Origin of the sequence: Bacillus sp. LB7 (assembly GCF_030449715.1) — a bacterium.
GTDB classification, from domain to species: Bacteria; Bacillota; Bacilli; order Bacillales; family Bacillaceae; genus Bacillus; species Bacillus paralicheniformis.
In genome coordinates this window covers 15,122-35,371 of sequence record NZ_JASGCA010000001.1, presented here as the reverse complement: position 1 = coordinate 35,371, position 20,250 = coordinate 15,122, and the positions used below count along the sequence as shown (strand labels likewise).

Annotated in this window: 25 protein-coding genes, 1 tRNA gene and 1 pseudogene; 3 read left to right on the top strand and 24 right to left on the bottom strand. The window is 45.0% G+C overall.

The window, feature by feature from the left end; translation table 11 throughout:
* Window positions 1-26 precede the first annotated feature (26 nt).
* From comGG to QMZ64_RS00185, 8 genes are all read right to left on the bottom strand, one after another.
* On the bottom strand, window positions 27-392 hold the full coding sequence (comGG, locus tag QMZ64_RS00220; protein ID WP_265626336.1) for a competence type IV pilus minor pilin ComGG: 366 nt from the start codon (window positions 390-392) through the stop codon (window positions 27-29).
* Window positions 393-403: 11 nt separating this feature from the next.
* A complete protein-coding gene (gene comGF / locus QMZ64_RS00215) occupies window positions 404-868 on the bottom strand; it encodes a competence type IV pilus minor pilin ComGF (protein ID WP_265626335.1) in 465 nt (154 codons plus the stop codon).
* Window positions 801-1,148 (bottom strand): competence type IV pilus minor pilin ComGE, encoded by a 348-nt coding sequence (gene comGE / locus QMZ64_RS00210; RefSeq protein WP_243943148.1) that lies wholly within the window; start codon window positions 1,146-1,148, stop codon window positions 801-803. The genes comGF and comGE overlap by 68 nt, the downstream gene beginning before the upstream one ends.
* Window positions 1,132-1,569: a competence type IV pilus minor pilin ComGD gene (gene comGD / locus QMZ64_RS00205; protein WP_301441064.1), complete on the bottom strand. Its 438-nt coding sequence runs from the start codon at window positions 1,567-1,569 to the stop codon at window positions 1,132-1,134. Before comGD ends, comGE begins: the two co-directional genes overlap by 17 nt.
* A gap of 5 nt (window positions 1,570-1,574) precedes the next feature.
* Window positions 1,575-1,868, bottom strand: a complete 294-nt coding sequence (gene comGC, locus QMZ64_RS00200) for a competence type IV pilus major pilin ComGC (protein ID WP_165427561.1) — start codon at window positions 1,866-1,868, stop codon at window positions 1,575-1,577.
* A 13-nt stretch (window positions 1,869-1,881) separates the two neighbouring features.
* A complete protein-coding gene (comGB, locus tag QMZ64_RS00195) occupies window positions 1,882-2,916 on the bottom strand; it encodes a competence type IV pilus assembly protein ComGB (protein ID WP_265626330.1) in 1,035 nt (344 codons plus the stop codon).
* The gene (gene comGA / locus QMZ64_RS00190) at window positions 2,906-3,970 is read right to left on the bottom strand and encodes a competence type IV pilus ATPase ComGA (protein WP_265626327.1); all 1,065 of its coding nucleotides are present in this window, start codon (window positions 3,968-3,970) and stop codon (window positions 2,906-2,908) included. The genes comGB and comGA overlap by 11 nt, the downstream gene beginning before the upstream one ends.
* A 157-nt stretch (window positions 3,971-4,127) precedes the next feature.
* Window positions 4,128-4,967, bottom strand: coding sequence for an STAS domain-containing protein (locus QMZ64_RS00185; protein WP_265626326.1), 840 nt, complete (start codon window positions 4,965-4,967; stop codon window positions 4,128-4,130).
* A gap of 107 nt (window positions 4,968-5,074) precedes the next feature.
* Between QMZ64_RS00185 and QMZ64_RS00180 the strand changes: the two genes are divergently transcribed.
* Window positions 5,075-5,146 (top strand) — tRNA-Gln (locus QMZ64_RS00180).
* Between the two features lie 62 nt (window positions 5,147-5,208).
* On the opposite strand, the gene QMZ64_RS00175 is transcribed toward QMZ64_RS00180, so the two are convergent.
* Entirely contained in the window at window positions 5,209-5,586 is a 378-nt protein-coding gene (locus QMZ64_RS00175; RefSeq protein WP_003183482.1) for a Spx/MgsR family RNA polymerase-binding regulatory protein, read from the bottom strand.
* A 210-nt stretch (window positions 5,587-5,796) separates the two neighbouring features.
* On the opposite strand from QMZ64_RS00175, the gene QMZ64_RS00170 reads away from it, so the two are divergent.
* Entirely contained in the window at window positions 5,797-6,042 is a 246-nt protein-coding gene (locus QMZ64_RS00170) for a DUF2626 domain-containing protein (RefSeq protein WP_020452180.1), read from the top strand.
* Window positions 6,043-6,077: 35 nt separating this feature from the next.
* On the opposite strand, the gene QMZ64_RS00165 is transcribed toward QMZ64_RS00170, so the two are convergent.
* Window positions 6,078-6,716: an MBL fold metallo-hydrolase gene (locus QMZ64_RS00165; protein WP_265626325.1), complete on the bottom strand. Its 639-nt coding sequence runs from the start codon at window positions 6,714-6,716 to the stop codon at window positions 6,078-6,080.
* Between the two features lie 155 nt (window positions 6,717-6,871).
* Between QMZ64_RS00165 and QMZ64_RS00160 the strand changes: the two genes are divergently transcribed.
* Entirely contained in the window at window positions 6,872-7,045 is a 174-nt protein-coding gene (locus QMZ64_RS00160) for a DUF2759 domain-containing protein (RefSeq protein ID WP_003183486.1), read from the top strand.
* Window positions 7,046-7,105: 60 nt separating this feature from the next.
* Here the strand turns inward: QMZ64_RS00160 and QMZ64_RS00155 are convergent, their stop codons facing one another.
* The 14 genes and pseudogenes from QMZ64_RS00155 to QMZ64_RS00090 all read right to left on the bottom strand — a co-directional run bounded on the left by QMZ64_RS00155 (window position 7,106) and on the right by QMZ64_RS00090 (window position 20,216).
* Window positions 7,106-7,420 (bottom strand): MTH1187 family thiamine-binding protein, encoded by a 315-nt coding sequence (locus QMZ64_RS00155; RefSeq protein WP_075752339.1) that lies wholly within the window; start codon window positions 7,418-7,420, stop codon window positions 7,106-7,108.
* Window positions 7,421-7,435: 15 nt separating this feature from the next.
* The gene (locus QMZ64_RS00150) at window positions 7,436-8,545 is read right to left on the bottom strand and encodes a YqgU-like beta propeller domain-containing protein (protein WP_265626323.1); all 1,110 of its coding nucleotides are present in this window, start codon (window positions 8,543-8,545) and stop codon (window positions 7,436-7,438) included.
* 54 nt (window positions 8,546-8,599) lie between these two features.
* On the bottom strand, window positions 8,600-9,724 hold the full coding sequence (locus QMZ64_RS00145) for a M14 family metallopeptidase (protein ID WP_265626322.1): 1,125 nt from the start codon (window positions 9,722-9,724) through the stop codon (window positions 8,600-8,602).
* A 134-nt stretch (window positions 9,725-9,858) separates the two neighbouring features.
* Window positions 9,859-10,801: pseudogene (locus QMZ64_RS00140) on the bottom strand (iron-hydroxamate ABC transporter substrate-binding protein).
* Window positions 10,802-10,975: 174 nt separating this feature from the next.
* Window positions 10,976-12,874: an LTA synthase family protein gene (locus QMZ64_RS00135; protein ID WP_265626321.1), complete on the bottom strand. Its 1,899-nt coding sequence runs from the start codon at window positions 12,872-12,874 to the stop codon at window positions 10,976-10,978.
* A gap of 181 nt (window positions 12,875-13,055) precedes the next feature.
* Complete coding sequence (locus QMZ64_RS00130) at window positions 13,056-14,030, bottom strand: ROK family glucokinase (protein ID WP_301441063.1); 975 nt, start codon at window positions 14,028-14,030, stop codon at window positions 13,056-13,058.
* A gap of 24 nt (window positions 14,031-14,054) precedes the next feature.
* Window positions 14,055-14,252 carry a YqgQ family protein gene (locus QMZ64_RS00125; RefSeq protein ID WP_020452188.1) on the bottom strand — a complete coding sequence of 66 codons (198 nt, stop codon included), beginning with the start codon at window positions 14,250-14,252 and terminating at the stop codon, window positions 14,055-14,057.
* Window positions 14,253-14,351: 99 nt separating this feature from the next.
* Window positions 14,352-15,806, bottom strand: a complete 1,455-nt coding sequence (locus tag QMZ64_RS00120; protein ID WP_243943130.1) for a spore germination protein — start codon at window positions 15,804-15,806, stop codon at window positions 14,352-14,354.
* 76 nt (window positions 15,807-15,882) lie between these two features.
* Window positions 15,883-17,421, bottom strand: coding sequence for a rhomboid family intramembrane serine protease (locus tag QMZ64_RS00115; RefSeq protein WP_301441062.1), 1,539 nt, complete (start codon window positions 17,419-17,421; stop codon window positions 15,883-15,885).
* A 97-nt stretch (window positions 17,422-17,518) separates the two neighbouring features.
* Window positions 17,519-17,692: a hypothetical protein gene (locus tag QMZ64_RS00110; protein WP_020452191.1), complete on the bottom strand. Its 174-nt coding sequence runs from the start codon at window positions 17,690-17,692 to the stop codon at window positions 17,519-17,521.
* A 42-nt stretch (window positions 17,693-17,734) separates the two neighbouring features.
* Entirely contained in the window at window positions 17,735-18,307 is a 573-nt protein-coding gene (locus QMZ64_RS00105; RefSeq protein ID WP_243943126.1) for a 5-formyltetrahydrofolate cyclo-ligase, read from the bottom strand.
* A gap of 50 nt (window positions 18,308-18,357) precedes the next feature.
* Window positions 18,358-18,507 (bottom strand): 50S ribosomal protein L33, encoded by a 150-nt coding sequence (gene rpmG, locus QMZ64_RS00100; RefSeq protein ID WP_003183500.1) that lies wholly within the window; start codon window positions 18,505-18,507, stop codon window positions 18,358-18,360.
* A gap of 102 nt (window positions 18,508-18,609) precedes the next feature.
* Window positions 18,610-19,722, bottom strand: coding sequence for a glycosyltransferase family 4 protein (locus QMZ64_RS00095; protein WP_301441061.1), 1,113 nt, complete (start codon window positions 19,720-19,722; stop codon window positions 18,610-18,612).
* Complete coding sequence (locus tag QMZ64_RS00090; protein ID WP_301441060.1) at window positions 19,719-20,216, bottom strand: hypothetical protein; 498 nt, start codon at window positions 20,214-20,216, stop codon at window positions 19,719-19,721. The genes QMZ64_RS00095 and QMZ64_RS00090 overlap by 4 nt, the downstream gene beginning before the upstream one ends.
* Between the last annotated feature and the right edge of the window lie 34 nt (window positions 20,217-20,250).

The window sequence follows — 20,250 nt, the reverse complement described above, 5'->3', positions numbered from 1 at the left end:
TTCTTCATGATCCCGACACACAATTTTTAATATTCTTTCCATTGTGTGATTTTCTTAGTGCTCAAATCATATTGAAATTCAGTGCTCGTTTCTGTGCCGGAAGCTGTCGTTACCTCTATCTTCACTCGCTTGAGCTGCTGATGAGCCGGATTGACAGTATACGATATCAAGCCATGTTGTTTTTGAATTTTCTCTTTTGTCTCTTCGTGAATATGAGACAAAGCATGGAGAATTCCATTTTGAAGTAGGTTTTGCTGAATGTGAAATTCTTTTGTTTGCTGTGCAAACATTCGTTGATTCGTTAATAAAATGGCTGAATGACTCGCGCAGAGCATGCAAATCACAGCTGTGAAAACAGCAGCCGGATAAATGAATCCTTTTGAATTTTTCACGTGATCACCTTTTACATATGATAGAGCGGAATGGACTTCCGGTATGACTTGCCCCTTAAACTTGTCGCTTCAAGGATCAGCAGATGATCTTCAATCACAAACCTCATGTGTTTGACATGTTGTAAAAGCGGCACATGACCTTTTCCATTCACTCTTTTTCGAATAACTGTTTGATATTTCTCATAGCGAACGACGTCACCTTGGCGATTTGTCATTTCCAATGACTGCTGATCGCCGGCCGCTCTTATATCAAGTGAATTCCTGCACTCCTTCAATATTTGCTCGGCAGTAATCGTCCATTCACGTGGGTGAATATCCGCACCGTTTCTTTCCGGGGATAAAAACAGATGAAATATCGAGGCCATCGTTCCTGCAACGAACATATACACCATTAAGGAAACCAGTACATTAAGAAGGGTAAATCCCTTTTGCCCGCAAAATGGTGAAACAACGCCTTTGGCTGTCTCTTTTTTCAATGGAGATGCACACTTCATAATCATCTCCCTGCTCCTTCCATTCAATAAAGTAAGATGTGTTCCGGTAAAGCACGGTTTCTTTAGGCTGAAACTGTCCTGTCAGCGTGTAGCGGCTGATCTTTTCATCCAATATGCGATATGCCTCTTCTTCTTTTTCGGATGTCCCGCGCTGCAAAGACAGCTGATGAACCATAGGAATCAATAACATGGTGATCATGACCCATATGCCGAACGCGGAAACAGCTTCAACTGTTGTAAAGCCTCTATTTTTTTTGCACATTAATCTTTCCGCTTCCTAAATAGATCGTCAGTGCAAAAGAGGCGTGCTGTGTATCGATCACGATTTTCCCCCCTTGATTCGGAGCTCCGCTTGGGTTAAAAGTAAGAGTTCGTTTGAGCGTCGCTTTTTTGACCGCGATATTGCAACTGTATGTCCTGACCAGCTCAGACGATGAGCCTTCGTCCGAATGCTTAATAATATAGCGGCAGCCGGCAAAGTCAAACTGCACCTTAACCGTCGCATGGCGGACGAGAGCTGTCTGCTGAGCGTAAAGCAAATCCTCTTCAAGCTGTGAGACAAAGTGCTGAACGACTCTTTTTTCATAAACGGGAGGCAGTGCGGCAAAGAGAAGAGAGAGCATAATGGAACCGATCATCAATACAGTTAAACTTTCCAAAAGCGTGAATCCTTTTTGATTCATAACCGTCAATCAGCCTGTGCTTTGCCGTTTGAAATTTTAATTGCTTTCCCATTCGGACACTTTAAGTTCTTCTTCACGTAACCTTCAGATTCAAGGTCCGCCCTGCTCGGCATCTTCCCGTCATGATCCATTTGATAAGCCGTGATTTGCGCTTGAACCATATTGATTAACCCTTCGCATCCTTTCTTTTGAATACTTTGATTATGCTTGGTCACATTCGGTATGGTGATCAACAGCAGGATGGAGATGACGAGCATGACGACTAACATTTCTATCAGTGTAAATCCCTTTTCATTCACAGTTCCGTCCTCCTTATAACTGGTTCATCATTTGATACATTGGCAAAAGCATAGACAAATAAAGAATGAATATCATCGCCGCGGTCAGCCCGTAAATCAATGGCTGAATCAGACCTGTCCATTTTTCTGCTTTCCGTTCAAGCCGCTCAATCAAAAATTGACTGTATGAATACAGCTCTCTGTATAAGTGTCCGTTTAATTGGCCGTGAGCAACAGCCTTTGCCAAATCATTTTCATAAAACGGATGCCCGGCCAGCATCTGCTCCAGACTCTCCCCTTGTTTCAGCCGCTCAATCAGGCGCTTCGCTTCATTTTTATGAAATGATAAAAACGGCTGGCTTTCAAATGCTTTTAAACTGTCATATACAGACAGACCCGCTTGCAAAAGATTGCTCAATTGGAGCGATAAAAAATAACTGTTGAACAGTTTGAAGGTTTGGCCCAGCAAGGGAATTCTAATGAGAAAGGTCATTTTGTCTTCTGGAGGTTTATGGCGAAATGAACACAGGTAATAGAGGGATAAAGCTGCGGCAATCAACAGCATTCCTGCGAAAAAAAGATAAAAATGATCAAAAACCGAAAAGATGAGGGTCGTTGCAAAAGACGTTTCAACGTTCATTGATTCATAGATCGCGGAAAATTGCGGGATGATTGCCGATTTCATAATAGAGATAATGACGCAGACCGTTAAAACTAAAAACAAAGGATATCTGGCGGCTTTCTTTAGTTTTTCGGTTTGAGCGATCTTGCGGTGAAGCAGCTCTCCGCTCTGCCGAAAGGCATATGGCAAATTCCCGTGCTGTTCGGCAAAGTAAACAATGGTAACAGCATCCTTATGAAATGAGATCATTTCAAGCACTTGAAACACAGGTCGACCTTCTGTCAGCTTCTCCATCGCAAATGTCAGATCTGCTCTTCGCCTTTCATTCAATTGCAGTTCCAGCATACTTAAAGCATCCAAAATCGTATATCCGCTCTTCATCATGTCTCCGAGCTTTTTCAGAATGTCCGCCTGTTCCCGGACGGGCCACCTCATTTTAATCTTCATGGCCTATCCAGCGTTCATAAGTATTCGACGGCAGATATCCGAGTGCTATTCCCTTCTGGATCAGCGTTTTCAAAGTTTCTGTTTTCATGTCACCGCACCTGCCTTTTGCTTCTTCGATGCAGAGATTGAGGCTTTTTCCGTACAAAAGTTCAAAGACGCTTGCTCTTCTCACAGGCCTCGACAATCTGCAATATAAAGAGCAGCTGTCGCCGCAAAACGGGCAGACGAGACCGACGAGGCGTTGGGCGCTGATTGCGACCAATGTTTGTTCAATTTCTGTCATATCAACGCCGAGCTCGAGCAGTCTGTATATCGCGCCTTTTGCATTTTTCGCATGCATGCTCGATAAAACAAGGTGTCCTGTCAAAGCTGCCCTGACTGCGATTTGGGCTGTTTCGGCATCGCGAATTTCTCCAAGGATGATCATGTCCGGATCGTGGCGAAGCACCGCCTTCAACCCCGCAGAATAAGTCATGCCCGCTTTTTCATTAACTTGCACTTGCAAAATGTTTTCGCTTCTTGATTCGACAGGGTCTTCCAAGGTAATGATATTTCGCTTAAAATGCCGCTTGGCGTATTCAATTAAAGAATAGAGAGTTGTCGTTTTCCCCGAGCCTGTCGGACCGGTGAACAGCATTAATCCGTGGGAATGCTTTAGAAAAGACAGCAGCTTAACTGTTGCACTCGGAAACAATGAAAGCTTTGTGAGCGGCTTGCTGCTCATCTTGGGAAGAAGTCTGATGACCAAGCTTTCATCATGGATGGTGGGCAGAGTGGACATTCTTAAATGAACGGGCTGACGGTTGATATAAAGAGTTAAAGCCCCGCTTTGCGGCAGCCGTCTTTCACCAATGTCCATCGAAGAGAGGAATTTAAAGTGAGAAATGAGCCTTGAGCACTCATTTCTCGTTAATCTGTCTTTTTGAAACAGTTCATCATCAATCCTGAAGCGGACCACCGCCTCTTTTTCACCGGGAACAATATGAATGTCTGACGCCTTCATTCTATATGCCTCGTCAATTAATCTTCCGCTTAATGATTCAATCGTGTACAAACCATTGCGCCTCCTTTCTAAGCGCAGTTTATACGAAAAACATCGGAAGCATCAAGTCCTTAAAAATCGCAAATCAAGCTGAATGCGAAGCAAAAACGGAATTTCCGAATACCGATTTGACTATTTTATTCAGCTTCCAACTGCTGAAATGAGAAATTTAAACCTTCTCTTCAGCCTTGCCGTTTTCACTGATGCAAAAGCCTTTATTGCAAAGCGCCTTAGCAAGGCTCTGTTCTGTTTTAATATGCGAAAAATCCATGCCAAGCTTCACAACTGTTTGGGCAATCTCCGGTCTTAACCCCGAAAGAACCGTCTCAACGCCAAGTAGTTTTGTGCTGTCTACGACTTTGAACAACTGGTAGGCAACCATCGTATCGACGACAGGAACACCGGAAATATCAATAAACAGATGCGAGAGATGAAGCTCAGCAGACTGCTTGAGCGCAGATTCAATGATCACCGTTGCCCTGTGAGTATCAATTTCGCCAATGAGCGGCAGGACACCGATGTGTTCTGATACCGGTATAACCGGTGCGCTCAGTTCGCGTATCATCTCGGTCTGCGCCTTCAATTGGCTCTTTGTCGTATGCTCATATTCAAGAATAAACTGTTCAATAACCTCATCCATCATTGAGTGAAGCTGTTTATTCCAGATAAAAAAATCTTTTTTCGAACAGTCCGGTGCATGTTTATCTGAAAAATGCTCGATTTCATCTATTAAAAGTTCACGGCACACTTTAAAACCCTTTATGCTGTCAGTCACCGGAACTTGGCTGACAGCCCTGTCGTAGGCAATTTCCTTGGCGCATCCGGAGGCTTTATCCCAGCATAGCGCCTGTTCATCCTTGGCAAATACCCTTGAAACAGCCAGTATAAAGTCCTTATATTGCTGTGCCGTTTTTTCTTTTTCAGACGCTGTTCGGGACAGCCATTCACCGGTGATTCTGTCCGCCTGTTTGACCAGATACTCATAAAGGGCTGCATGCTTGTTTTCCATGTCAATCCTCCTCATTGTTTTCCTTTAAAATCAATCGGCTTTATGACCGACATTTTGATCACTATGTATAAAACGAAATCGATTGTCTACACTATGCGTAAGCGCATTGGGCTATAGCCAAGCGGTAAGGCAACGGACTTTGACTCCGTGACGCGCTGGTTCGAATCCAGCTAGCCCAGTTACACAGGCGAAAAAACGAAGATATGCTGAACATGCAATGTGTCAGCAATCTTCGTTTTTTTCAGGAAACAGAACGGTGTAAGGTGTGTTTTTTTAATTTTAAGAGTTCGCCGGGATTATATCCGACAACCAGCTTATCGCCGTTTACGATAATCGGGCGTCTCAGCAGCTTTGGTTTTTGAATTAACAATTCCAGCACTTCGCTTACCGTTAATTCTTCAATATCAAGATTTAACTCTTTAAATGCCTGGCTTCTTGTCGCCAATATCTCATCGATTCCTTCGGTCGTGAGAGACAAAATATGTTTCAGCTCGTCCTGATTCGGCGTTTCCCTGAAAAGATGCCGCTCTGTAAAATCAACCTGGTTCGCTTTCAGCCAATGTTTCGTTTTCCGGCATGATGTGCAGCTCGGGTATGAATAAAAGGTCAGCTCTTCCATGAATGATTCCTCCTTAAAATGTACTGACTTTGTCTTTGTATGTTTTAGTACCCGTGATATTTTCCGTTTAAACACGTGACAGGTGATTTTTTAAAAATGCTTATCACAAAATTGTAAAAAATGAATTGATTTTCCCAAAATGAAAATGTTTACATTTCAAGATAAATTGGCTTATAATAAAATCAAAGGGGCTTTTTGGGAGGGATATAAATGAATCGCATGTTCCGTGTGTTAGGTTTCTGGACAGGTATCTTTGCGGTCATGTTTTATTTAGGAAATATGAAAGATGCATCACTGCTGTTCTTCGGTCAAACTGTATTCTTTGTGTTCTTATCGTATCTCAACTTGACCGAGCGGATGTACATTTATATTTTCGGTGCTTACTTGACAGTCTTTTTTGCCGCATTTACATATTATTCTGTGTTCATTATGGTTCCCGGGCAGGGAGGCCATTAAAAAAGACGATCCATCGGGATCGTCTTTTTTATATTTTACAAAGTAAATCCGTTGATGAACGGGTTTTGTTCCTGTTCTGTTGCTATGTCCGTCTCTGGGCCGTGACCGCTTAACACAAGCGTCTCTTCCGGAAGCGTCAGCAGTTTTTGATGAATACTGTCCATCAGCACCTGTTGATTGCCTCCTGGCAGGTCTGTACGCCCGATCCCTCCTTGAAACAAAACATCTCCGGAAACGATCAGGTTTTCCTCTTCCGCATAATACGAGATGCTGCCCGGAGAATGTCCAGGCGTAAAGAGCATGCGGAGCGTAAAAGGGCCGATTTTAAGATCACCCTCTTCTTCAATCAGATGATCTGCTTTTTCTGCTGTGATCGTCTGTCCCGTAAGCAGTGCTGAACCGTTTAATGAAGGATCAGTCAGCCATTCAGCTTCATTTTTATGTACATATACAGGAATGTTCCATTCTTTTCTGACATTGTCCACAGCTCCGATATGATCAAAATGAGCGTGAGTAAGCAATACAGCAAGAGGTTTCAGCCCTTTTTCTTTTATGTATGCATTCAGCTTCCCTGATTCGCTGCCGGGATCAAATATTAAGCAGGTACCGTCGTCATGGGATAAAATATAAGCATTCGTCTGGATAGGCCCTAAAGGCATTCTTCTCCATTTCATTTTCTTCACCTCAGATTCATCTTTCTTTGTTCCATTATGAAGGTTTTGTGAGAAACTTTCAATGAATCATGTTGTCCTCGACAAACTTGATGAAAACGGTTAAAATAAAATTGGAAATATACTGCAGGGGATCCAAACGAAGGGGGTTTATATTGATGTTGCTCGTGATCATTTTCGGTCTAGTCACGATATTATCTGCTCTTGGAGTTCTTCGTTCTCTTAAACAAATCAACGTTCTTGGCATCTTATTTGGCGGGGCAGCTTTTTTAGTGTTTGGATGGTTTACCGTCATGACAATCATTAACAGCGGGTATCCGACAGTCCACTAAACCCGGTGCCTTTAGACAAAAACAGCCTTATTCCGTTATTCCGGAATAAGGCTGTTTTTCTTATTGGCTGAAATGACGCTGGACGCTTGCAAGCTTGCCTTCCATCGTCGTTTTCTTGTCACGGCGGTCGTCAATCCTGATATTCGTCGCCACTCTGTGGATGCCTTTTTGGAAAGGCGCTTCGTGAATCGTCTGAATTACCTCAAATAAATCGCTTAATTCCCCTTCAATCAAAGTATTCATCGGTGTCAGTTGATAATGGATTTTGCCTTCTTTTTTAAATCCTTCTAAAATGGTTTGAATCTCCGCTACATACGCGCTTACGCTCGGAGTCTCAGTACCGATCGGTATGATGGTGACATCTGCTATGGCCACTGTCCATTCTCCTTTCTATTCCTTGGTTACAAGGGGCGCTGCTGTTTTTGAGCTGAATGAAATGATTTGATCCTGGGTATAACCGTACAATGCATAATCCCCGTCAGGAGATACGGTAATCGGAAGCATCTCCACTTTTTCACGAATGACTTCCCGTTTCCCGGTTTTGAGACTGACGGAAATCAGATCATACAAGGAGCCCGACTCATTCGGCTGATACGTATAAAACAGCTCGTGCCGAGGGTCGTAGCTGTATTCCATCGGTGACAGGCTGCCATATTCCGAGAACAGCGGCAATCTGAAAGAAATTTTCTTTCCCGACGAAGAAACGTCTGAAAATATGTAGGTGCCCTGACGATGATTGGATGAAGGCGCTACGATCAGCCGCATATCCCCCAGAGCATCGAGCAGTACGGCATCACCGGCGAGCTTCTTTTCCCGTCCGTCCGCTGTGTTGTAGGAATAAACAGGAGCCGGTTTTTCCCGGTCCCGTTCATTCCATTTGATATATTCAAAAGTGTCAGCGGAAGTCCAATGAACAAAGGCGGCCTGTGCGATGTCTTTTTCCGTTTGCTCTTTTTTCGCATCAATCAGGCGCGATTCATAATTCCAGTCTTTCGTAAAAGTTGTGACGTATAAAAGATAAGGGTCAAACCGATTCCAGTCCACTTGCAGTTCATGCGTGCGAAATTTTTTTACAAACAGCTGTTTCCCCTGTAAATTAAGCAAAGTTAACTTCATTTCAGGGTCGTTTCCGGCGGTTTGGATGAGAATCATGCCCTTTTCCCTGTTTACTTCCGCCGCTATCAGCCTGTCTTCCGTCTTGTAGATCGTTTCGCCCGTCCCTTTAAATATATCATATGATTTGACTTCACTTCCTGCGACCGGATCGGTTGCGGTGTATATAACGGTTTCATTATCAAGCCATCCTGCCGCCTCATCAAAGTGCCGGTCCTTGAGCGCTATCACTTTTTTATCTTTTACTGCTGCACTGCTTTCTTTTTTCCCTTCCGGCTCCTCATGATGAACGCTTTTTGATCCTTCCTGATGCTGCGGTGTGCAACCAGCCGCAGCCACGGTCATCACAGCGGCAATAAGCCATAACGAAACTCTCAAACCGGCCATTCTCCCTCCATAAATGATTGGCTGTCTAATTTACGATTTTCACCGTGAAAAGTTTCAGCTTTCAAAAAAGCAGGATGCCCAAAGTATGCCTCTGCTTTTACAATATATATCGTCAAATTGTTTGAGCGGTAAAGGATTTTTTCCTTTGCCGAGTTCAACAGTATATCCTTCTCTTCCGAAAAAATGAATAAACCAATCTCTAAATCCTGCATAGCTGTCTATATATCTGACGCCCTTATAACCGCTCAGGCTTTCAAATGTTTGGATCACATCAGCAGATTCAGGAGGCTCCAGCCCCTTGTATCCCCAATAAATTTCCTCTCCCTGTGTGTGAAGCGCCACAAGCCGATCAGGCGGCTCGTTTGCGATTAAATCCTTCATCGCTGCCGCTTCCGGTTCTGTCAGCGGTTCATCTCCGGGGTAGTCCCTGTAGGAAGGGGATTTGGGCGGTTTTCTCTGTTTTTCGATCTCCCAAAAAGACGGAAACTGATTATTTAAATCCACTCCGTTTATATTGGCTTTCCATTCCCGGAAATCTGGCTGATGCTCATTCATCTCATCCAGTGCTTCCCGCGCGATCCCAAGATGACCGGGACCGTTAAGCACAAGATCAACCCCGTCGGGATTAACGATCGGCACGACGGAAAGCTTTGTTGATGAAAAAATGTCAAGCGGTGAAAAACCTAAAGCGGACCGGCCTGTACATAAATGATAACAGTATTCTTTGAGCCATTTCATCAAAACAGAAGTGGTGATCCATTCATTGGCATGAAAAGAGGCATTCATATGCGTTTTTTTTTCGGCATTTTCAGCTCCGAGGAGCAGTTCGTATATAGGCTGGCCCATGGTTGAGCAGCCGATGATGCGGGAAGTAACAAACGGAAAGCACTCCGTCAATCTGTCAATTTCCTTTTTCAGTTCTGCTGAATCGTAAACGGCTGTTTTTGTCAGCCACTGTTCATCTTCAAGTGTGTATTGATTCGCCAATAATTGCAGCTGTTCATATGTTTCGGCTGCTGGAACGTTTTTTCCTGCTTGAAAAGATGCTCCCGGAAAATAAAATTCGTTCGCGGCTGCATTCGCGTTTGCGCTGATTAAAAGCGGTTCGGGTATGTTCAGGATATCAGACAATCTTTCCATATTCTGCTTTAACTCCGGTTTGATGTTGATGAATGCCATCAATGATCCCTCCCACAATAGCATATGATGAAGGCTCGTTTAAAAACTCTCCCGGTTTGCACTTAAAAAACGCTTTTTCAATAAGGTTTCAGCCCGCAAAAAAACTTCCGGCCAAATAGGCGGAAGTTCTTCTATTATTTTGCTAAGCTTTCTGTAATAAAGTCAAGCTGGCCCTCTAATGAAATCGGATCGGAAAAGTAGAAGCCGACAGGGTCGATTTTATAGACATGTTGATGTTTGACCGCGCCAAGGTTCTTCCAAATGGAGGTATTAAGCACGGCGCTCTCGTCTCCGCTTGATTCCCAGGGCCCTATAAAGATATAATCACCGGCGAATTCAGGCAGCTTTTCTAATGAAATGCTCGTGTAGCCCGGCCCTTCGTCGATTGCTTTTTCCCTTCGTCAGCTTTGTCGCCGTTAAGCCGAGATCTTGATAAATAATGCTTCCTCCCCTTCCGAATTGATCGCCAAATACAAAGATTTCTTTGCCGTTCGTTTGCATAATGGAAACCGTTTTGTCCCCGACTGCTTTTTGAATTTTTGATTTTGCCGCGGCAACTTTTTTGTCCCATTCAGCCAACCATTTCTCCGCTTGATCTTCAGTACCTGTCATTTTTGCGAAATCCTTCAGCCGTTCAGTGTTATTCAAGCTGTCATATTTTAAAGCGACCGTCGGAGCGATTTTTTCCAGCTTTTCGATATCAGCGCCTTGGGTCGTCCATACGACAATCAGGTCCGGTTTTAATTGAATAACCTTTTCAGCGGAATTTCCTTATCCAATATTTGTCACACCATCGGTTTTCCCCTTGAAATAAGGATTTTTGAATACCCTGTCAGGGGCACCCACTACATTGAGACCGAGCGTTTTGAAATAGCCGAAATAGTCGTCAGCCATGACAACCACCCGTTTCAGATGCTTCGGAACTTTAACCGTTCCGTTTTCAGCCTTGTATGTAATCGTTTCTTCGCTTTTTGATTTAGAAGAAGAATCTTTGCTCTCTGTTTGATTGCCGCATGCTGTCAATGCTGCGATCAATAATAGTACAAAGCATGCTCCCGCGAGCGTCTTTCCTTTCATATTCACCTTTCATACCTTCCTTCTGGTTTGAATATCGATAAAGAGAATCATTATCAATTATATCATAACCGGCATCGGCTTGGATCATGATTTTGATGACGGACGCTTGTCATTAAAAACAGGCCGGAACGATATCCGGCCTGCTGCATCAGCTTTCTCCGCCAAAAGAAAAGCTTACTCGTCTTTCGGCTTGGCGTCAGATTGCTTTTTTAAGCGCTCGCTGTCATAAAACCTCAGCAAGTCGCCATAAATGATTTGATCTGAATATGAAAGCTCCTGTTTCGCTTTTTCAATGTACGGCTCACAGCCTTTTTTATCTTTAGACGGCTTTCCTGTCGATTTATCATAGCATATGCCGTCTGTGTATACTTTGTCTTTCGTAATAAAGCTGCCGTCGCGAAGCACTGTAAACTCCGTTTTGTCTTTGGCAAACAGGTCGTTTCCAAACTGGATCTGATCGCTTGAATCGATTCCGAGAAGGTTCAGTACAGTCGGCCGAATGTCGATTTGGCCGCCGACGGCGTCAATGGCTTTCGGCTCTTTATCCGTGACTCCCGGAATGTGGATCACAAGCGGGACTCTTTGAAGCTGCACTTCCTCAAACGGGGTTACTTCTCTGCCGAGGAATTGGCTCATCGCTTCGTTATGGTTTTCGGAAATCCCGTAATGGTCACCGTATAACACGATAACAGAATTATCGTAGAGGCCGTCTTCTTTCAGCTTTTCAATAAAACGTTTAAGCGCTTCATCCTGATAGCGGACGGTCGGGAAATATCTGTTTAACGTACGGCTTTTTGAATCAAATTCATCGATCAGTTTATCTTCCTCATCCAGCTCAAACGGAAAATGGTTTGTCAGCGTGATCAGGCGAGTATAAAACGGCTGAGGCATTTCTTTCATCAGCTCTGATGTTTGTTCAAAGAATTCCTTATCTTTCAGTCCCCAGCCCACTGAGTTTTCTTCGTTTACATCATAGGAATTGATATCGTAAAACTTATCGTATTTCAACGTATCGTACATAATATCCCGATTCCAGAAGCTTTTGTTGTTCGCATGGAAAATCGAGGAATAATAGCCGTGGTTTTTCAATATTTCAGGCATTGCCGTATATTCGTTTCCTGCATTCGTAAAGAAGACCGCTCCTCTTCCAAGAGGGTAGAGAGAGTTGTCGACGATGAATTCGGAATCTGCCGTTTTGCCTTGGCCTGTCTGATGATAGAAATTCTCGAAGCTGTAGCTTTTCTTTATCAGGTCGTTTAAATAAGGCGTAATCTCTTTGCCGTTTAACTTTTGGTTCACGACAAAGCTCTGGGTGGATTCCAGGGAAACGAGGATCACATTCCGCCCTTTGGCGATCCCGGCCAGTTTCTTATTGGTGTCCGTGCGGTTTGCGTTGACATAGTTTTCAATCTCCGTGAGGCTGTTGCTGTCGGCCAGCGCACGCTGCGCAGACTGCTTCGACTGGATCAGCCCGTCATAGATATGGAAGTTGTAAAGGCTGATGTTCTTCACAAGAACTTCCCTGTCAAACGATCTTGTCAAAAGCTGAGGTCTTTCTGTTTCAGAAATCCCTAAATTGAAAAAGAAAACGGCAGCGACAAATAGATAGTAAGCCGCACGCTCCTTTCTTGTCGCCTTTCCGCCTGTTTTGGCAGGCTGGCGCTTGTACAGCCAAATTAAAATGGCAATGTCGACGATGAGAAGCAAATCGGTCGGCATAAACAAAGAGTTGATACTGCTTCCCAAATCGCCCATATTATTCGTCTGGAACAATACAGGAATCGTTAAAAAGTCGTTGTAAAAACGGTAGAAGATCATGTTCGCAAGCAAGACAAACGTCAGGACGATGCTTGCCCCGATAATAAACCGGTCCCTGTTTTTTTCTTTGAAAAACAGGCCGATTCCGAATATAAACAGCAAAAAGCTTAAAGGATTGATGAACAATATAAACTCTTGCATGAAGTTTTCAATTTTAATGTTGAAGCTTGTTTTGTAGACGACATACGTTTTCAGCCACATCAGCAATGTCGCAATTAACAAAAACGAAATTTTTAAAAAAAATGACTTTCGCATTCGAAACCTCCCTATGCAGCAAGACGCATGTTTCCGTAAACTGAATTTCCAAATATTGTTTTATTTTAGAAAAATCGCTAAAATTACTAAATCATATCTTAACCTGTCTGTACAAAAAAATCAATCATTTTTCATATTGGCTTAAAAGTGTTAACAATGCTGCAAAGCGGTCCGTAAATGCTTATAAAACAGGCTCCACCTGGCTTTTCAGCCATTGGTTTTTTGCGATCCATGCGCCGCCGATCACGCCTGCGTCGTTTCCAAGTGAAGCGATTACAATCTCAGCCGCCTCGCCGGCCCGCGGAAATACGAAGCGGTTGAAAGATTGTTCAACTTTTGAGCGCAGGATTTCTCCTGCTTTTGACACGCCTCCGCCAATTACGATTTTCGAAGGATTGAGCGAGCTCGCCAAGTTGCCGAGGACCATTCCTAAATGACCCGCCACATAATCGACGACTTCGCAAGCAACAGGATCATTTTCCCGGGCCGCTTCAAAAATATCGCGCGCCGTGATCTCCGGACATGCACGCAAGCTAGTATCTCGATGGCCGGTTTCTATTTTTTCTTTGGCAATCCTGACGATCCCCGTAGCCGAAGCGATCGTTTCGATACAGCCGCTTTTTCCGCAGTTGCACGGCGCTCCTCCTTCAGGAACTGAACAGATGTGGCCGATTTCACCGCCTGCTCCGTTTTGCCCGCGGACGATTTCTCCGTTTACAATAATGCCGCCTCCGACACCCGTTCCCAATGTGACAAGAATCAAATCCTTTGCGCCGTCTCCCGCTCCTTTCCACATTTCGCCGAGAGCCGCGATGTTCGCGTCATTTTCAATGACCGCCGCTATTCCTGTCTCTGCTTCAAGATGGTCTTTTAACGGATAGTTTTCCCAGCCCATGTTCGTCGTTTTATAAACGATGCCGGTCTCCGTATTGACGGGACCCGGAGCGCCCATGCCGATCCATTTTAAGATGTGCTTCGGTTTGCCGAGCTCTTTCAATTTGCCGTCGATGGCTTTTGCGATGCTTACCGTAACCGTTTCCCCCGATTTATCGGTCGGAATTTCCCACTTGTGCAGGATTTCACCATAAGCGCTTACAAAAGCGAGCTTTACCGTTGTTCCTCCAAGGTCGACTCCGACCAGCCAGCTGTCATTCATTCTGCTCCCCCTCTAATCCCTGTTTTATTTTCTCTTTACTTTTGTGAGTTCATTCTGCAAAATTGAAACGCCTTTAAGCCATTGTTCTTTTTCTATCAGATTCGAAAGAAACATTTCTTTCAGTTCGTCCATCATATATTCAAGTTCAAGTTCGCGGTCTCCAAAATAAACATAACATCCAAACTGTTTCAGCAACAGCTGTACATCATAGGCTGTTTTCATTTTATTTCACCATTCTTTAAAGGTCTAACATTAGAGTATTCATAAAGCTGTCCGCCGTCAAGCAAAAAAAAGCCTGTTTTCCTGAAGGAAAACAGACATTCAGCGGTCGGGATCCTGGGGATCCAAAAATACGGGTCTTCTATTTTTCAGCGGCATTGGCGTTCGAATCGCGATATCTCGAAAGGCTCTGTAGTCAAAGGGGATAAACGGCCATAAATACGGCACATGAAACGACTTCATTCTGACCAGATAAATCACCCAGCAGAATATCGCGATGACAAAGCCGATCGGTCCGAATGCACCGGCCGCGATCAGGAGAACGATTCGTGCAAGCCTGTTCGCTATGCTTAGCTCATAGCTCGGCGTAGCAAACGTGCCGATAGCCGCAACAGCGAGATACAAGACGACTTCATGCGAGAAAAGTCCGACCTGCACCGCCACTTCCCCGATCATTAAAGCAGCTACAAGTCCGAGAGCCGTAGCCAGAGACGACGGGGTGTGGATTGCAGCCATCCGCATCATGTCGACGCCTATTTCAATTATGATGAATTGCGCAAGCAGCGGAAGAGCCCCTTTTTTGTCAGGCCCTATATATTCAAGGGCGTCCGGCAAAAGATCGGGATGGACAGAAAGCAAAAACCACAGCGGCAGCAAAAAGATCGATGCCAACACAGATATAAAACGGACCATTCGCAAATAGGCGCCTGCAAGAGGTTTGTTTCTGTACTCTTCGGCATGCTGCAGATGGTGCCAAAAAGTAACAGGGGTAATCAGCGCGCTTGGCGAACCGTCTACAAAGACGAGAATGTGGCCTTCGTACAAATGAACGGCCGCAGTATCAGGCCTTTCTGTATAACGGACCGTCGGATAAGGGTTCCAATGACGGCCGCCGATATATTCTTCCAGTGTCTTTTCCGCCATTGTCAAAGCGTCCGTATCGATCGCTTCAAGCGATTGTTTCAGCTTTTTTACACTTTCCAAATCAGCGATATCTTCCAAATAGCAGATGACGACATCCGTTTTGCTTCTTCTGCCGATCTGAAGGAACTCCATTCTGAGGGAACGGTCGCGGATTCTCCTTCTCGTCAGTGCCGTGTTGAACACGATCGTTTCGACGAAGCCGTCTCTTGAACCTCTGACGACACGTTCATTGTCGGGTTCCTCCGGGTTTCTTGCCGGATATGTCCGCGCATCGATAATAATGGCATGGTCCACCCCGTCGACAAGGAGAACGGCCGGCCCGGACAGCACCTGGGCGGCTGCTTTGTCAAGGTCGTCTTCCGTATCAATTTCGATGTATGGGATGTACGTTTTGATCAGCTTCTCAAGCGGATCGTCTTCCAGACTTTCAGGGGTGAGCCTTGAGAGATTCTTAAGCAAGTAGTGCATAATATCATCTTTTACAAAGCCGTCGACAAGATAAAGCGACATGTCTCTATCAGCATAAACAACATCAAGCCGGATCATGTCGAAGCTTTTGTCGACCCCCAGCTTTTCATTTAAATATTCAACATTTTTTGCTAAATTTTTTTGGACCGCATGCTTTTTTTCCATTGTATATTAAAAGCTCCCGTCAAATGAGTCTATACTAAAGACCATTTTTAACATAACGGAAGCTTTTCATACTTGGTTACCGGGCGGTTTCTTTCTTAAGTTCGTCCCGAAACGCTTTATACATCTCTTCATCAGGCTTTTCCGCCAACGCTCTTTCAACAGACTGTTCGGCTTTGGCGAACTCGCCTTTTTGAGCATAGAGCCTGGCAAGAATATAGAGTGAGGCGTGGTCTGATGGATCTTTTTCAACGACGGCCTCGAACCTTTTCCCGGCGTTTTCATACTCGCCGAGCTGATATTCGGAATAAGCGAGCAGTCTTAAAGTGTCGCTGGAAGCATCCTGCTTTGAGCCGGCTTCCTGCAAAGCATCTTTTACCTTTTCATAGTCTCCCTCTTCAAACCATTTCGCCGCCTGATGCAGCATGGCATTTTCCTGCATCGAAACTGAATGTGTCCCAAAGTACAGGGCTCCTCCTCCGATGACAAAGATGAGAACCCAGCCTGCCAGCCGCTGGAGCGGTCTTTTTTTTCCGGGGATTCCGACCGCCAAGGCTGTCAGGAGTCCGCCGATCAATCCGCCGATATGGCCGGCATTGTCAACATTTGAAATGGTGAAACCGAGGCCGAGGTTCAGAATGATAATCACAATGATATTTGTTCCGATCGTTTTTAAGAAAGCTTTCCGGTTTGAAAAAGCCAGATACAAAAGTGCTCCCAAACAACCGAAGATCGCTCCCGAAGCCCCTGCGGACGGATACGGGCTGAACAGAAAGCTGCCGATCGATCCAAAAATTCCGGCTGATATGTATATAACAAGAAAGCGGAATGATCCAAACACCCTTTCTGCCGCGGCTCCGACAGACAGCAATGCAAATGTATTGAACATGAGGTGGACCAATCCGATATGAAGAACGATCGGCGTGACAAGCCGCCACCATTCCCCGGCTAACAGGAGGCTGTTTTCCTTCGCACCGAACCGGATGAGCGTGTCGGTATTCTGACTGCCGCCCGACATTTCCAGAAGCAGAAACATAAAGACTTGAAGCACTGCAAAAATCCAGGTAAACATCGGTTTGCCTTTCTCAAATACAGCTGCTTCCCGCCGCCTTTCTTCTTCTCTTGCTTTAGCCGCTGCTAATACTTCGGCTCTCTTCTCTTCCACATTCTCGTATCCGGCATCGTGCATGTTGCCTGTCAGCTCATCCGGCCCCATGTTTAATGCAACGGCGAGTTTGCGGAAGCCTTCTTCAGCCGAAGCGTGCTCAATAAAAACCGGAACGATGCTGATCCGTTTATCTTCGACCGGATGACTGACAACATCTTCACACTCATCTACAGGGGCTTCCTGTGACAAATAGACGTTCAATATTGAGAGCTTTCGCTGCCTTGATGCTGCTCTCAGGCGCTCCGCTCTTTCATAAAGAGATTCCAAGTCACCAACGAGATCCTGTCTGAAATCGATATCCTTCCGAAAAACGCGAACCAAATCATACGGCGCGCTCCCCCTTGCTTCAAGCCAAGCTTCTCCGAATGAAGCGGGTGCCTGCACAAGCTCAAAATCCCTGTCTAAGAGGTTCCCGATGAAATTCCAATACAAATAATCGATTGAATACATACCGACGCTCCACAATTGTTTTTGTCCATTATAACAGGAAACGCGTCATTCTGCGCCTTTTAAGCGCTTTTAAAAAAATCCCGTTTTTAAACGGGATTCAGAAAGCCTGCTGTATAAACTTATTGCGAAAAAACGGAATTCTCATCATCAAATGGATAAAATAGTGGCGGATCTGGTTTTGACCAAGAATGAAATTGATGACACGATAACGGTTTTGAAAAAACACAAGAGCGGCAATGACGCCTACTGCAATGAATGTAACTTTTCTCATATGATCCCTCCTATAACCGTATCGTGTCTCATTTTTTAATAATTATTCAGCAGACCCGCTGCAGGTGTAAACGGCGTCTTCGGTAAAAATTTGCTCAACCGGAATGTCGTGCGGTTCTTTTGGGACATGATCGATCACTTGGCACTCGAAAGCCAGCGATGCGGTATCTTTTGTGAAACCGGCCAGGTATCTGTCATAATAGCCGCCTCCATAGCCGATTCTGTATCCTGTCCGGTCATAGCAAATTCCCGGCACAAGGATGAAATCGATGTCTTCAGGCTCCATCCGCCCGGTTTTGTGCACGATCGGTTCCTGCAGCCCAAAATACACAACTTCAAGATCGCTTTCATCCTGATAGCTGCGAAAATGCATCTCTTTTGTATCAGGCATACATTTCGGAATGCACACCGTTTTTCCTTCAAGCCGTGCCTGTTCAATAATCGGTTTTGTCGGAACTTCGCGATTTCTGGATATCGTGAGGGCAATGACAGACGCTTTTTTCCACTGTTTTGATTGAAAAAGCTTCCGGTGAATCGCTCCCGCCTTTAGAAGAAACTCCTGTTCCGGCATGTTTGCAAGCCTCTTTCTGACCTCATTACGTAAAGAACGCTTCACATCTCTTTCCCCCCTTAACAACAGAAAAACAGCAGGAAAATCCCTGCTGCTTACTTTGTTTCGCGGTGTAATGTTGATTTTTTGTCACGTGGGCAATACTTTTTGAATTCAACGCGATCTGGATTGTTACGCTTGTTCTTTGTAGAAATATAGTTACGCTCGCCGCATTCAGTGCAAGCTAAAGTAATATTAACGCGCATTTATTTTTCCCTCCAAACTATATATCATTTCTGTTCAGACTTATCTATAATACCACTTATGATGCCGGAATGCCAGGCGTTTTTTTTAGTTTGTCACGGTTTTTATAAAGACGTGTGATACACATGTTGCAAAAATACATTTTTGATATATCCAGGATCATGCAAATCCAATATATAAGCCTCTGCCGTTTGCCCGACCTTGAGCAGCTGCTCCTTAGCGCCGACAATTTCTGCGAGCGCATATGCAGCCTTATCCGGATCATTAAAATCAACATGAAAGCCTGTCACACGATCGATGACGAAATCGTTCCATCCCCCGTTGATTCCGACGGCGACGGCAGCGCCTGCGGCCATGCTTTCTTGAGCAGCGATGCCGAACGGTTCATAATAACTTGGGAAAACAGCCATTTCACAAAATGCCAGCCAGCTCTCTCTTTCCTCTTCACAAAGGAAAGGAAGAATTGTCACACTTTCCTTAATACCCAATTCTCTTGCCTTGGCCTCGATCCCGCTTTGAAGCGGTCCCTCCCCGGCAATGACAAGTTCAAGATCAGGCCGCCGTTTGCGAAGCTGCTGAAAGGCGTGCAGCAATGCGATAAACCCTTTTTCCGGAACAAACCTTCCGCAGGAAAAAAAGTACGGCGCGCTTTTCATTCGTTTTTTCACTGTGCGGCTTTTTATGCACGGATGGGGAATGACGCGGACTTGCTCGAAAGGAAGTGAAAACGCCTTTTGCATGTCTGACTTCATCATGCTGCTCAGCACGAGGATTTGATCGCTTTTTTCAGACAGAAGCCGTTCGAGGCTTGCTCTGTATGGGTGGACATTTTCGCCTGCTGCCGTTTTCCGGCCGCTTTCAAGGCCGTGTACCGTGGAAATCAGCGGCACAGCCAGCACCTCGCTGAGATAAACGGCGGCAGGCGCGGTAATATCATCATTTGCATGGATGAAATGAAATTGTCCTTTATACGCCAGCACGGTTTTGATCATCTGAAAATTCATGGCGGCCACCGCCTCTTCAAAAGAAGCGAACGCTTTTAAATCAAGCGGAATCTCAAGCGTTTCCCATAAATGGCTGTTTTGCCCGGCAGCCGTCGTGCAGACGGTAAAGCTGACTTCGTTCCGCAATAGTTCAAGGTGACTTTTCACATAGCGCCCCGCTCCGCTTTTCAATAAAAGGGGATTTTCCAGCGACAGCAGCAATACGTTGATCAACGGAAACGCTCCTTTCCTTCTATTAAAGAATAACTCGTATACGCGGAAAATTGAGTCGCCCAATCCTGCTGATTGTCGTGATACAGAAAACAGCTGCTGTTTGAATGGATTCCGTTTTCCCTAAGGTAGAAGCAGCCGGAGGTGAGAACGGCCAGCGACATGTTGAGCGAATTGTATATCCGGTATTCCGCTTTATAGAACGCATTGCCTGCAGCGGGAAAAACCGAGGCTTCCCCTTTAAATGCATCGGTATGGATCGTCCGTACGCTCCGCTCTCCGTTTTTTACGGAAAAGAGAAGAATTCGCTTTTCGACGTCTCTTATCCTTTCAAACAGAACCGCTTCAGCCGCAGAAAGCGCCGCATCTGAGATCTCCCAGCTCAGCCGAACGGTTTCATGATCCGGCGAAGATATTTTTAAAATATCGTTACAAAACGAAGATTCGCTTCGAATACTATGTTGAAAAGGTTTTTTCGAGATGATTATCCTTTTCACCGTGCGCCCTCCCGTTAAGCCCTGTTTGTATCTA